11 protein-coding genes are annotated in these 14,112 nt (G+C 49.7%); 7 read left to right on the forward strand and 4 right to left on the reverse strand.

What is annotated here, in order from left to right; translation table 11 throughout:
* Nucleotides 1–63: 63 nt before the first annotated feature.
* The 3 genes from Q7P68_RS10680 (at nt 64) to Q7P68_RS10690 (ending at nt 7,554) form a co-directional block, all read left to right on the forward strand.
* Nucleotides 64–2,100: a beta-1,3-glucanase family protein gene (locus Q7P68_RS10680; protein ID WP_304225501.1), complete on the forward strand. Its 2,037-nt coding sequence runs from the start codon at nt 64–66 to the stop codon at nt 2,098–2,100.
* A 16-nt stretch (nt 2,101–2,116) separates the two neighbouring features.
* Nucleotides 2,117–3,790 carry an RICIN domain-containing protein gene (locus tag Q7P68_RS10685; RefSeq protein WP_304225503.1) on the forward strand — a complete coding sequence of 558 codons (1,674 nt, stop codon included), beginning with the start codon at nt 2,117–2,119 and terminating at the stop codon, nt 3,788–3,790.
* A gap of 218 nt (nt 3,791–4,008) precedes the next feature.
* Nucleotides 4,009–7,554 carry a glycosyl hydrolase family 18 protein gene (locus Q7P68_RS10690; RefSeq protein ID WP_304225504.1) on the forward strand — a complete coding sequence of 1,182 codons (3,546 nt, stop codon included), beginning with the start codon at nt 4,009–4,011 and terminating at the stop codon, nt 7,552–7,554.
* Between the two features lie 65 nt (nt 7,555–7,619).
* Here Q7P68_RS10690 and Q7P68_RS10695 read toward each other — a convergent pair whose 3' ends face one another.
* A complete protein-coding gene (locus Q7P68_RS10695; protein ID WP_304225506.1) occupies nt 7,620–8,543 on the reverse strand; it encodes an ArsR/SmtB family transcription factor in 924 nt (307 codons plus the stop codon).
* Between the two features lie 147 nt (nt 8,544–8,690).
* On the opposite strand from Q7P68_RS10695, the gene Q7P68_RS10700 reads away from it, so the two are divergent.
* Genes Q7P68_RS10700 through Q7P68_RS10715 form a run of 4 tightly spaced genes read left to right on the forward strand, consistent with a single transcriptional unit; the run spans nt 8,691 to nt 12,777 of the window.
* Nucleotides 8,691–10,175: an alpha-N-arabinofuranosidase gene (locus Q7P68_RS10700; RefSeq protein ID WP_304225508.1), complete on the forward strand. Its 1,485-nt coding sequence runs from the start codon at nt 8,691–8,693 to the stop codon at nt 10,173–10,175.
* A complete protein-coding gene (locus Q7P68_RS10705; RefSeq protein ID WP_304225510.1) occupies nt 10,175–10,462 on the forward strand; it encodes a DUF6171 family protein in 288 nt (95 codons plus the stop codon). The genes Q7P68_RS10700 and Q7P68_RS10705 overlap by 1 nt, the downstream gene beginning before the upstream one ends.
* 11 nt (nt 10,463–10,473) lie before the next feature.
* Nucleotides 10,474–11,922, forward strand: a complete 1,449-nt coding sequence (locus Q7P68_RS10710) for a GH39 family glycosyl hydrolase (RefSeq protein ID WP_304225511.1) — start codon at nt 10,474–10,476, stop codon at nt 11,920–11,922.
* Nucleotides 11,923–11,937: 15 nt separating this feature from the next.
* Complete coding sequence (locus Q7P68_RS10715; RefSeq protein ID WP_304225513.1) at nt 11,938–12,777, forward strand: alpha/beta hydrolase; 840 nt, start codon at nt 11,938–11,940, stop codon at nt 12,775–12,777.
* 23 nt (nt 12,778–12,800) lie between these two features.
* Here Q7P68_RS10715 and hepT read toward each other — a convergent pair whose 3' ends face one another.
* The 3 genes from hepT to Q7P68_RS10730 all read right to left on the reverse strand — a co-directional run.
* On the reverse strand, nt 12,801–13,232 hold the full coding sequence (gene hepT, locus Q7P68_RS10720; RefSeq protein ID WP_304225515.1) for a type VII toxin-antitoxin system HepT family RNase toxin: 432 nt from the start codon (nt 13,230–13,232) through the stop codon (nt 12,801–12,803).
* Nucleotides 13,222–13,644 (reverse strand): type VII toxin-antitoxin system MntA family adenylyltransferase antitoxin, encoded by a 423-nt coding sequence (gene mntA / locus Q7P68_RS10725; RefSeq protein WP_304225516.1) that lies wholly within the window; start codon nt 13,642–13,644, stop codon nt 13,222–13,224. Before mntA ends, hepT begins: the two co-directional genes overlap by 11 nt.
* 61 nt (nt 13,645–13,705) lie before the next feature.
* The coding region (locus Q7P68_RS10730; RefSeq protein WP_304225518.1) for a beta-galactosidase small subunit at nt 13,706–14,112 on the reverse strand (407 nt) is incomplete at its 5' end.

The following is a 14,112-nucleotide window of genomic DNA, read 5'->3' on the forward strand; positions in this document are numbered from 1 at the left end:
TACAAAGAAAAAGAACAGGGATGAAACTTGATAAATTATTTTTTTACCCCAAAAGGAGGATTTATGAACAAAGGCCTGTGGTGGGGAATTGGTATTTCCCTGTTATTATCAGCCTGCAGCATGGGTATGCTGGATTCTGGAAAAAATCTAGAACAAGATTTAGCAGCCCGTGCCCTGACCGGTACCAATGGCACGCTGGAAATTACCAATATGACCGGCAATGCCATGACCGTTACCTGGAAATCCGGAGTCCAGGTAAGTTATGCCCGGCTCTATGTATCGGAGGGGAATGGTACCGGACTCGTCTTTGCAGCAAAGGACATGAACTATTCCAACGGAGTGTATTCTTATACACTGAGCCATCCCACTTTTACTTCTGGAGCAAAAATATACCTTACGGTCCTTAAAAACCAGAACGGTATAGAAACCTGTATTCCCCAGGGTATTCTGTCCCAGACCACAAGCTGGGCACAGATCACCTATGGAGATGCTTCTCTTGGCCCCGTGTCCAGCGGCTCCACAGGCTCAGGCGATTTAATAGAAGGCGCAATTTATAAAATAACCGCAGCCTGTTCGGGCAAAGCACTCGATGTCGCGGAGGTATCCAAAAACCCCGGTGCTAACATTCATCAGTGGGAGTTTGTACAGGGAGAGAACCAAAAGTGGAAGCTCGTATCCAGCGGCGACGGGTACTGGTATATTGAATCGGTGTGGAGCGGCCTCGTTCTAGACGGCGATGCCTGGGGCACCGCAGACGGGACCAACATTATCCAATGGAACCGGGGAAATAACCAGGCAAACCAGAAATGGAAGATTGAGCCCAACGGAGACGGCACCTACCGCCTGACAAACCTGCATGCAAACAAGGTCCTGGATGTATCCGGCGCTTCTACGGCAAACGGCGCAAATGTCCAGCTTTGGGCATGGAATGCTTCATCGGCCCAGCGGTGGACCTTTACCAGGCTGGATTCGACAAGCGGAACAGGCGGGTCCAGTACTACAAGCCTCATCAACCTCCAGCCAAACATGGAAATGACTATCCAGTTCGTCAATAATACCCGGGGAACCTATTCCAATGACCGAATCTGGATTTGCGTTATCGGCCGCAATCAGGCCCAGCAATTCTGCTATCTCAAGCCCGATGGGACTCTGGTTCCCATTACTGCGAATCAGACCAGTACTGACTGGTCTTACAGGCTCAGTGATATTGCTGGATTCCAGGTTCCCCAGAACATGAGTTCAGCCCGGCTCTATATTTCCATGGATAATCGGGTTGTCATGCGGGGTATCGTGGATGGTGCGGGCAACATCGGCATTGTGCAGCCGGACCTGAACAATCCGGCGGATCCAAACAGCACCCTTATCTTCGACTGGATCGAATATACCGTTGCTCCGGGAGCTTTCTGGGGGAATACTACCCAGGTAGATCAGTTTGGGTTCCCCATTGTCATGGAAATGTTCAATGATTCGGGCGTTTCCTATGCGTCATTCAAAAAAGTCGGCATCAGCAAGACCAGGGAAGAAATTTTCTCTGCCTTTGAACGGCTGCCCCAGACAGAATTCCGCACCCTGGTTAAACGGCCCTACCGTATTATTGCCCCCTGCAAAGGCGAATTCCGCGTCGGCAGGACCTATGGCACCTATATGCAAAGCTATGTGGACGAGGTATGGAACTATTACAAAACCAATACGCTTACTTTTAATCATCCTCTGGGGACATTTAACGGCCGTGTTCTCGCAGATGGGCGTTTTGAATTTACCCGAACCAGCGACGGCGGAAAATTCTACATCGCAAGAAAACCCAATAATGATGAGGTCTTCGAAGGATCCGGAGTTCTCGCCTCCGGCAATACGGTAGAATTGGCCATTCAGGCCCAAATCTGTGCAGCCTTTAACCGGCATATTGTGCAAGATCCGGCTAATTGGGCCAATCCCAATGCTTACTATCAGGCAGGACCGGCCAATTATTATGCAAAATTCTGGCATGACAACAGCATTAATCCCCTGGCTTACGGATTCTGCTATGACGACGTTGCAGATCAAAGTTCCCTTATCGAAAGCCATGCCCCCCGGGGACTCGTATTAACGATCGGATGGTAATAAAGGAGTTAAATTGATGAACGGAAAGCGTTATCCCTTACTTGTCGTGGTTGCTGCGCTGCTGGGACTCTTAGCATCATGCAACCTCGGCACTCTGGATTCTTCAGCCTTAGCCGGAAGTCCTGATTTAAGCCGCGCTATTACCGGACCTAATGGGAGCATCGACATAACCGGTATGACCGGAACCAGCATGACCGTCACCTACAATACGGGGACCCAAATCACCTCTGCAAAGCTTTACGTTTCGGAAGGAAATGGCACGGGACTCGTTCTGGCCGCTCGGGAAATGAACTACTCTGGCGGTGTGTACAGTTACACCTTAAGCCACCCCACTTTCACAGCGGGGGCTAAAATTTACCTCACGGTTCTAAAAAATGTAAATGGTGTAGAAACCTGCGTTCCCCAGGGAACCCTGGCAAACACCCTAAGCTGGGCCAGTATTACCTATGGATCCAGCAGTTCCGGTATATCGAGCGGAACACCTGCTAGTTTAACATCCGGAGCAACCTACACGCTGGTCGCAAAATGTTCCGGCAAGGCCCTCGACGTAGCAGAATGGTCTACTACCGCGGGAACCATTGTTCATCAGTGGACCCTTGGAAATAATCAGGCAAACCAGCAATGGGTTATCACCTCCACCGGCGACGGTTACTGGTATATCAAATCAGTTCATTCAGGCTATGTATTGGATGTTAAAGACTGGTCCCTTAATGATGGAGCCCAAATTGTCCAATGGTATTGGGGAAATCAGGCAAACCAAAAATGGAAAATCGAACTCATGGAAGATGGCTATTGCCGGCTCACGAATCAACACTCAGGCAAGGTCTTGGACGTTTCTGGATCTTCAACCCAGGATGGTGCAAAGGTACAGCAATGGACAAACAATGATACCAGCGCCCAACGGTGGAAGATTACCCAGGTTACTAATTCTTCTTCAGGCGGCGGGACAGTAACCCCTGAAATACCGGGCTACCACGTTGCCTGGGCCGATGAGTTTGATGGGACAGTACTCAATGGAAATAACTGGGTTTATGATATCGGAACCGGTTCTGGAGGCTGGGGAAACAACGAACAGCAGTATTATACGAATCGGAGCCAAAACGTCAGCGTTTCCGACGGGATGCTCAAAATTACGGCCCTCCGGGAAAACTACAATGGATCAGCCTGGACATCCGCACGGATTAAAACCCAGGGGAAAAAGGAATTTACCTACGGACGTATTACAAGCCGGATTAAACTCCCCAATGGGACAGCCCTCTGGCCTGCATTCTGGATGCTTGGGAGCAACATACCCCAGGTCAGCTGGCCCGCATGCGGTGAAATAGACATTATGGAACATATTAACTCAGAAGCTACAGTCCATGGCACCATACATTGGGACAGCAACGGTCATGCAAGCTGGGGACAGCCGACAAATAACAATTACTGGAATAATTTTAATGTCGATGTTACCCAATGGCATGAATACACAATTGAATGGGACTCATCTTCGATTAATTGGTATGTGGACGGAAAACAATTTATGGAAGCAAACATTGCCAACAGTGTTAATAGCACTGAAGAATTCCACCGCCCCTTCTTTTTCATCATTAACCTTGCGGTGGGCGGTCAGTGGCCCGGCTATCCTGATGGAAGCACCCCTTCTTCTGCATCAATGTATGTGGATTATGTACGGGTCTACCAAAAATAAGGTTCTTTTAAAAGCTCATAACGTGATGAGAGGTACCATATAAGGTACAGGCACCGTCGGCCCGTGAGTGGCTGCGGTGCCTCATCATATGTTTCCCGCTGAATACAAGGGCATTCGGTGAGAACTTTTTTAAAAGTGACATTGACAAAATGAAAATCTAGATGAAGAATAATTCAATTATTATTGTTCTTTCACTGTACAAACAAAAGGAGGTATGAATGAAAGACAAACAAAACCTGATTCGGTGGCTTACCGGCATTCTATGTGCCCTAAGTCTATGGTCATGTGCAAACCCCTTTGACATGGGGCAGCAAGCCATAAAAAACGGGACTGCTGCAGCCAAGGCTGCAACTGCAGGGACGAGCCGCCGGGTCGTCGGCTATTTTGTTGAATGGGGTATTTACGGAGCCCATGACAATTATTATGTAACATCGATACCCTTTAACAAAATTACCCACATTAATTATGCTTTCGTCGGTATTAATCCAACTACCTTTGCGGTAGAAGTCTATGATCCCTGGGCATCCTTAGAAATCGTCTATCCCGGTGAAACCTGGGATACACCTTACAAGGGCAACTTAGGCATGCTCAGAAAAATGAAACTCCAGTACCCCAACGTTAAGGTTTTAATCTCAGTCGGCGGCTGGACCAAGTCCCATGGGTTCCACGCTGCGGCTATGACTGATTCGAGCAGACGGACCACGGCTAAAAATCTGGTAGCCTTCATGAAACAGCATGGTTTTGATGGTATTGATATAGACTGGGAATATCCGGGCATTAACCGGCCCGCTGATCCCAACGATCAGTACGATAAGGGAGCCCCCGGCGGCCCCGAGGATCTGATTAATTTCCCGCTCTTGCTCAAGGCAATCCGAGATGAACTTAATGCTCAGGGAGCCGCAGACGGTCGGTATTACGAACTTACGGCGGCTATCGGTGTCGGTTATGACAAAATTGCAGTCACCGACCCGGCTGAATACAGCAAGTATCTTGATGCGCTCAATCTGATGACCTACGACATGCACGGCGGGTTCGAAACAGTCATTGGTCATCAAGCACCCCTCTACCCCAATCCCAACGACACCCATGAGCCCTTGGTGAACGAACGGTACAATATCGATTGGGCGGTTAAAAAGTTTTTAAGCCTCGGAGTTCCCGCATCCAAATTAGTATTAGGTATTCCCTTCTATAGCCGGGGTTGGAACAATGTTTCCGGAGGCTGGGATGTAAACAGCGACGACAAAAGCGATGGAATGTTCGGAACTGGCGGCGGTACACTGCCAGGCAAATGGGGCATCGGAGGCCAGAGTCCTTACTTCACTATAAAACAGCTTGAACAGCAGGCAGGCTGGGAAAAATTCAGGGACCCCTACAGCAAGGTTCCCTGGCTTTTTAACAGAAGCACCAAGGAACTGTATACCTATGATGATGCTACATCGGTTTCAGTTAAAATGGACTACATCCTTCAGAACAACCTCGGCGGCGCCATGTATTGGGAATTTGACGGCGACGACTGGAAAAACGGCTACGATCTGGTAAACATCATAGCGGACAAAATGCTTTCCGGAGGAACCGTTCCACAGGACCAGACACCGCCTACTGTACCGGCAAACCTCAGAGTTACCGCAAAAACCGCCTCATCCGTAAGTCTTGCCTGGGACGCAAGCACCGACGCAAACGGCATTGCAGGCTATGAGGTTTTGATGGCCGGATCGGTCAAAGCCACAAGCACTACCACTTCGGCGACCATAAGCGGCCTGTCCGCAGCCACTTCTTACAGTTTTCAGGTCCGCGCCTTTGATCCATCGGGAAACAGGAGTGCCGCAAGCCCCACCCTTACCGTAACGACCGAGGCAAGCAGCACCGGGAATCCGGATAATCCTCCTGCCGAAAACGGGCCAGCCACAGGCGTGCCCGGAACACCCTTCCTGGAACAGACAAAATGGAACGGCGAAGCTACCTTTAGTCTACGGATGAACATGTGGTGGGGAAACAACGGAACCAAGCTGGAAATCTTGGAAAATAGCGTAGTAGTGGTAACAAAAACCTTGGTTGATAATTCACCTAATCCACAAAGTGCAACCATAGAATTCACCAACAAACCCAATGGGACCTACCGTTACAAGGCACGGCTCAGCAATCGGTTTGGTTCTAGCGAATCTTCCGAAATCACCTATACCGTAACCCAGGGCTCAGGCGGCTCCACCGGAGGTAGTACGGGCAGCGGGGACAGCAGCAGTACGGGCGGAACCACAGGAGGTTCAACGGGCGGCAGTACTGGTGATACGGGGGGAACAACAGGTGGCACAAGCGGGACCGCACCAGCCTGGACACCCGGTACTTATTATCCAGTAGGAGCTGTTGTGTCATGGAATAACTATCTCTGGACATGCCGTCAGGCCCACACAGCCCTGGTAGGCTGGGAACCAGGCAATGTCGCTGCCCTCTGGCTTCAGGGAGGAAGTACTGGAGGAAGCGGAGGAGATTCGGGCACACCTACCCTTCCAGGGATCCCCGCGGGTTTAAGTGCGGCAGCCCTGGGAACAATAAGCATTCTCGTCCGCTGGGATAGTGTATCCGGTGCCACAGGATACGATATTGAAGCCGATGGAGTCGTTATTTCATCGGTCAGTTCGCCATGGACGCACAGCGGACTTGCTGCAGCCAGTTCCCATCGATACCGGGTCCGAGCTAAAAACAGCGCAGGAAACTCCGCATGGTCAGCGGAAGTACAGGCTGCAACCAGCAGCAGTTCAGGAAACACGAGCAGCATACTACCCAAGCGGATCATGAGCGGCTACTGGCACACCTGGACTGGGGGCCCTGGCTTTATCAAACTGCGGGATGTTAATTCCTCCTGGGATGTCATCAATATAGCCTTTGCAGAACCGGTTAGTCCCGGCAGCGGGGACGGCCAAATGAAGTTCGCCATCTCAGGCCTCACTGCGGATTACACCATCAACGACTTTAAGAATGATATCAAACTGCTCCAGTCCCGGGGTAAAAAAATCGTCCTATCCATCGGTGGCTACGAAGGTTATTTTTCTCTGAACAGCGCCTCCGCTGTTTCTACCTTTGTTAACGCTATATCTGGTTTTGTTACTGAATACGGGTTCGATGGCATCGATATTGATCTTGAACAAACGTCGGTAGCTCTGCTCAGCGGAGCAGATCCAGATTTCCGCAATCCCCAGTCGCCCAAAGTGGTCAACATGATCAGCGCTATAAGACAAATTTGTGACCGGTTCGGTTCGAACTTTATACTATCCTGGGCTCCGGAAACCTTTTATCTCCAGATGGGTCACCAGTTTTACGCAGGCCTTAACGCCTATGTGGATAACCGTTCAGGCTGTTACATTCCCATGATTCATGCCCTCCGGGACAAAACTACCTATGTGCAAGCCCAGCTTTATAATTCCGGATCAATTATGGGCAACGATGACAGGCCCTACAGCATGGGGACCGTGGAAGGAATAGTCGCCATGTGCGAAATGCTGATCGCAGGCTTTACCGTCAATGGTAACGCTAATTATTTCTTCCCCGGCCTGAGACCTGACCAGATCGTCATCGCAGTACCCGCTTCTTCATCCGCCGCCGGTTCCGGCCAGATATCAAATGCAAATTTGCAGCAGGCCTTTAACATCCTTGAAGGACACTATCCCGGCATTCGCGGCATTATGGCGTGGTCAATCAACTGGGACAACTATCAGAACAATAACAGCTTTGTGATTTCGAATCGGAATTATTTAAATACCTTGCCGTAAGCGCAACATATCTGGTCTCCCTATTCTCGGGGAGACCAGTTCTATCCCTCACACAGGATAAACCGTTAAAAATACAGCCGCATTACGATTGCCTGGTTATAATTGCCGAAGCCCCGGCCGAATATGTTAATTCCCCCGGGGTGGGCCGCATCTTCTTTAACCCCCACACGGACCCGGATAGAGTGATGATCTTTAAGACACAGGTCAGTAAGGGTAACCGATGAAAGCTGGACGCCGTCCACAAAGGAGCCCCCATCGGTAACGCTCCAGCGTTTGAGCAGCCCGTATTGGGAACCTTCCAGTTTCCACCATTCGGGGGTGAATTTGCCCCGGCGATCTCCAAAGTCCCCGGGACTTGTCCATGTGCCGATCTCTATACCGTTAATCCAAAGAGTGATATCCGAAAGCCAATGGGGATTGGTCCCCGGCGTTTCGGAGGAAAGTTCCATGCTCAGTTCTAACACTTTTAAGTCCTTGGCAGAATAAAGGCTGTTGTTCGGAAACTGGTATTCCACAAAGCCGGTACCAAACCAGAGGAGTCCCGCAGACATCCGGTCAGGATGCAGAAACGAATCCGGCACATCAAGATATCCAATGATTCCCGAAGGGGAGCATAAGCCGCAGGGAGCGGTAACCTGCACATTGGTAAAGAGGCCAATTGGCATTTCAACTTCGATAGAATCTTCTGGAATCCTCTCTTCAGGGATAACCTGAATAAGAAGCTCGTCAAAGGCGGTCCTGCAGCGTTTTTGGTTCCCCTTTTTTGCACTGGTCACCTCAGTTTCAATTAAACCCGCCCGTTCAAGGACCGCCACATTGGTGGCCACCGTAGACTGGGGAAGTCCAAGCTTTTGAGCAATTTCATTTATGTTCAAAGTCTCCCGGGCAATTAGGTTGATAATACTCAGCCTGACCGAAGATCCTATCGCTTCGATTAGATCCTTATCATCCCTGCTGTTAAGCACAAAAAAGCGGCCATTCTTTTCCATATCAACTATTATATCATATTTTTTGATATATTAATAGCACAGCCCATAAAATCAAGGCTGTATATCTTATTTTTTGATACAAAACATATTTTCTGATTGACAATACACCAATGCTCGGTTACCATACCTTTCAGAGGAAACAATTATATGGCGAAACTTGTCATCAATACCCATAAAAAGGGACCCACCATACAAAAGGAAATTTACGGGCATTTTGCGGAACACCTGGGCCGCTGCATCTATGAAGGCATCTGGGTTGGAACCGATTCGGCCATTCCGAACATTCGGGGTTACCGAATTGATGTAATCGAGGCTCTTAAACACATTAAGATACCCACGCTTCGCTGGCCCGGCGGCTGCTTTGCCGACGAATACCATTGGAAAGACGGTATCGGCCCCTATGAAACACGTAAGCAGATGATCAACACCCATTGGGGCGGGGTTTTAGAAAACAACCATTTCGGAACCCACGAATTTTTAGATCTCTGCGAACTCCTAGAATGCGAGCCCTATATAACCGGCAATGTAGGCAGCGGTACGGTACAGGAAATGTCCGAATGGGTAGAATATATAACTTTAGAAGGCACCTCTCCCATGGCCAATTTGCGGGCCCAAAACGGCCGTGAAAAACCCTGGCGCCTCACCTATTTTGGAGTGGGCAACGAAAATTGGGGCTGCGGCGGCAACATGAGGGCCGAATACTATGCGGACCTCTATCGCCGCTATCAAACCTATGTCCGCCAGTTCGGCCCCAATCGCATCTACAAAATTGCCTGCGGGCCAAGTACCGATGATTACCACTGGACCGAAGTGCTCATGCGGGAAGCCGCATCCCACATGCAGGGCCTATCCCTTCATTATTATACCGTCCCGGGATCCTGGCAAAACAAGAACTCTGCTACTGCCTTTAGCGAACAGGACTGGTACGAGACCATGGAAAAGGCCCAATACATGGATCAACTCATCGTCCGCCACAGTGCTATCATGGACCGCTATGACCCTGATCGCAAGGTTGGTCTTATTGTTGATGAATGGGGAACCTGGTTCCAGAATGAACCGGGCACCAATCCGGGCTTTTTGTATCAGCAGAACACGCTGCGGGATGCTCTTGTGGCAGCTATACATCTTAATAGCTTTAACAACCATGCCGAACGGGTCAAAATGGCCAACATCGCCCAGCTGGTAAATGTGCTGCAGACCCCCTTGCTCACCGAAGGTGCAAAGCTCGTAAAAACACCAACCTACCATGTCTTTGATATGTTCAAGGATCATCAGAATGCAGAGCTCGTGGAAACATACCTCGAGGGACATCAAGTGGATGGGAACGAAAAACCGCAGAATCTTATCAGTGCATCCGCCTCTCGAGGCAAGGACGGAAAAATTCTTATTACCCTGGGTCAGATGCATACCACAAAAGAGGTTTCCCTCAACATCATACTTCCGGGAACCTCCATTAAAAACTGCACAGGTCGGATACTGAACGCTTCCCGCATCCAGGAGCATAACACCTTTGCAGAGCCTGACAAGATTACCATTAAACCCTTTACAGGCTTTTCGCTTAAGGGCGAAAAAATCGAGATTAATCTGCCCGCCCATTCGGTGTTGAGTTTAACAGTGGAGGTTACAGATTGATGAATGGTCCTGAAACGCTCTGCCCATCCTGCGATGCAAAAAAGCACGGCGGCGTAGACATAACCGATCTCGTCCAGGATATGCGAAGCCGCCTGCCGCAGGAAAAACAGTGCGATGACCATATCTACCTGCAGCGGATAGCCGCATGCCTTGCCTGTAAGGAATTGATGCTTCCCTACACTTGCAGGGTCTGCGGCTGCATCGTTTACCTCAGGGCAATCAGCCGAGATGCTTACTGTCCGAACAGCCGGGAAGACGGCTGGAAAAACATTTCAAACCATACATAAGGATTTAATTGATGAATATTACGGTTACTGCAAACAAAAGCGCTGGACCTATAAAACACTTCTGGACAAACTGTGTGGGAAGCTGTCATGCCGCAACGGCCCTCCGGGAGGACTGGCGCAGACAGCTGGCGCAATGCAAAAAAGAACTGGACTTCCAGTATGTGCGCTTTCACGGTCTATTAAACGACGACATGAGTGTATGTCTGCGGAACAATGAGACTGGGAAAATCGAATATTCATTCTTTAACATCGATTCCATTTTTGACTTTCTCCTGAGCATCGGCATGAAACCCTTTATTGAGCTTAGCTTCATGCCGACCGCCCTGGCTTCCGGACCGAACACGGTATTCCATTATAAAGGTAATATTACACCCCCCACTTCCTACGATGAATGGGCGCACTTAATCGAAGCCCTGGCCCGGCACCTTTTAGAACGTTATGGTGCAGAAGAAGTGCGATCCTGGTTTTTCGAAGTCTGGAACGAACCTAACCTGGATATGTTCTGGACAGGCACCATGGAAGAATATTTTAAACTCTACCAGGTCACTGCCCTGGCGATAAAAAAGGCGGATCAATTCCTCCGGGTGGGCGGGCCCTCTACTGCCATCGACGCCTGGATTCCGGAATTTAAATCCTTTTGCACCCAAAACAGGGTTCCCCTAGACTTCATCACCACCCATCACTATCCGACCGACTTGGCATTTAGCCTGGGAACCAACATGGAAGAACGGATGGCCCGTGCCCAGCGGGGAGAATTGGCATGGCGGACCCGTAAGGTGCTGCAAGACGCGTCTCCCCTCACCGTCTATTATACGGAATGGAATAATTCCCCCAGTCCCCGGGATCTGTACCACGACCTCCCCTACAACGGGGCATTTATTGTTAAAACTATTATCGACATCTTGGACCAGCCTCTGGGCTGCTATTCATTCTGGACCTTTTCTGACATTTTTGAAGAATGCGGTTTCAGCTCCATGCCATTCCATGGCGGCTTTGGTCTCCTTACCATTCATGGGATCCCCAAACCATCCTACCGGGCGTTCCAGTTTCTCTCCCGGCTCTCAGGCAACCGCCTGCCGGTACAAATAGAAGGTGAACAATCCACCATAGATTGCGCCGCAAGCCAGGATGGGGACCGCATCACTATACTTATTTCAAATCATCAAATTCCCCTCTCTCCCATAAAGACAGAAAAGCTTACCCTGCATCTCAGGGGGATAACAAACATAGCTCACGCGGAGCTTGAACGTATCGGCGAAGAATATGCCAATCCGCGAAAGGCCTGGGAAGCCATGGGCATGCCGGTAAATCTTACTGAGGATCATATTGCACGCCTGCTCAAAGCATCCGAACCATTCCGATCATCCTGTCCTGTGTTACACACAGAAGCGGGTGCAGAAATCCGCATCGATGACCTGGAGCCCCACGGTGTGGTCTGTATAAGCCTGAGGCTCTCATAATAAGAGGGAAATAACATGAAATACCGGACAGAGAACCAGAAGCAATTAACCGCCTTCCGTCATACAAGAATATGGTACGGAGTGATAGGAGCCGTATGTATTGCTGCGACGGGGCTCCTTCTCTGTTCTCAAAAAAGTTTTACATCCAAGGGGGAAAGCATCATGATTAAAACCACTTATTATTCTAAAACAACCGGGGTAGACCGGAGCGTACATGTGTATCTTCCCGAAGGGTATAGCCCGCAAAAAAAGTATCCGGTGGTCTATGTACTCCATGGCATTGGCGGCACGGAAGATGAATGGATCCAGCATGGCACACCCAAGGAAATTGCCGATTCGCTCATTCAGCAGGGCCTTTTACAACCAGTTATACTCGTATTCCCGAACGGAAGGGCCATGAACCCCGATGCGGTTCCCTCGGACATATTCAGCCCCGCCGCTCAGGCAGCCTTCGGACGCTTCGAAGAGGATCTCTTTCAAAACCTCATTCCTTTTATCGAAAAGACCTATTCGGTCTATACCGACAGGGCCCATCGGGGTATCTGCGGGCTCTCCATGGGGGGCGGACAGGCGCTGAACATAGGACTAGGGAATCCCGACCGGTTTGCCTGGGTAGGGGCCTTCTCTCCGGCTCCTAATACGGACACAAAGTTGTTCCGGGTAACGGCCCGGAATGCACCCAAAATATATATACTCTGCGGCGAGTCAGACTACCTTATCTCCGTGTCCGAAGGGGCTCATCAATACTTATCGCAGAATAATATTCCCCATACCTACAAGACCATGCCCGGCGCCCATGACTGGCCGGTCTGGAAAGCAGGACTCAAAACATTTTTGCAGGACTTTGTGCGGTAGGGCATCTATCGACCATTCGGCAATCAGGATGACTTAAAAGTATCAAGCGCCTCTGAAATATAACCGCAGAACTGACGAAAATCATCGATTTTATTCCAGATAATGACATAAACTATCGACCAGTCTATTTTTTCATATTGATGAACGGCTATATTTCTGAACCCGACTGATTTTGAAAGTTTATTTGCCAGCTCTAGCGGTATAATGCCAATCCTGGCGGACTCTGCAAAAGCATCGCCCATTGTTTTTGGAGCAGGATAATCCTGAGCGGTAATCCAATGAATACAGATATCAACAGACAACTGTACCGCTCTTTCAATATTGACAATGATTATATCTTGAACATCAAGATCCTGTGCTAATTGATCCAAAGTATCGGGCCGTTTTGTCTCTATTCGGTGTATACAACGAAGAATAGATTCAAGCTTGTTAAGTACCAGCTGTCTATCGACCATTGATAAAATCCTTGATCCGTTGTTTCTGAGCTTCCATGACTATGGGATGAATATCCTGAATATATTCTATGCTTTCAAAGACAAGTTTTGAATAAAGACCTGGGTCTCGATTGATGACTAAAGCGCCTTTGCTCAACACCTGATGCAAAAAAAGGCCGCCCATGGTCCGTAAATCTGCCACATCGGCCTCACGGCCGCAGGCTTGGCTAATCGCAAACATAAGGTCTAACTTTAGTTCCCCTGTCAAAGGAGAGTCAAGGGCAAGGGCCACATCAATATCGCTGTCATCCCTGAGCCGATCCGCCGCTGCTGAACCGTGCAGCACAAGGAGATGCAAATCCTGCCGGGAGCTGAAAAGATTCCGGAGAGCAGTTATCGTCTCTGTTTTGGTTTGGACCGGTTCTGCAGCCATGCCCGTATTGTATACCTTACCCTGCAGGTTTACACAAGGTAGTTGTATTTATTCAAGCCTTTTATTCCAGTAAAAACACCAGTTCCATCCGGTACAGACCGGGATAAACCCGGTACTGGTCCAGTGTGTCAGGGCCGCAGGTCGCAGTTCCTACCCCCCGTTGGGCCGCGTCCAGGTTCAGATAGAGCCCCCGTGCTGCGGCAGCTTCGAATGCGGGTAATTCGTCCCAGTGCCGGCTTTCCCAAAGTTCCTGATCAGACCAGGGGTTTACGGAAAAGTCAAAGGGAATAGGGTTTTGCACAAGCAGCGTTCCACCATGAATTCCTCGAAGCCTGAGCCAGCGAGTTCCATGACGGTTTCCATTTTCCTGGGGCAGCATATAAGGAGTAAGGAGTTCGGGCACCGAAGCTTTCCAGCGGCCGAGCCGGGCGCCGGCTCTGCGGTCTGGATAGGCTTCCTGGGGTCCCA

Origin of the sequence: Gracilinema caldarium, assembly GCF_029265695.1 — a bacterium.
Lineage (GTDB): Bacteria > Spirochaetota > Spirochaetia > Treponematales > Breznakiellaceae > Gracilinema > Gracilinema caldarium_A.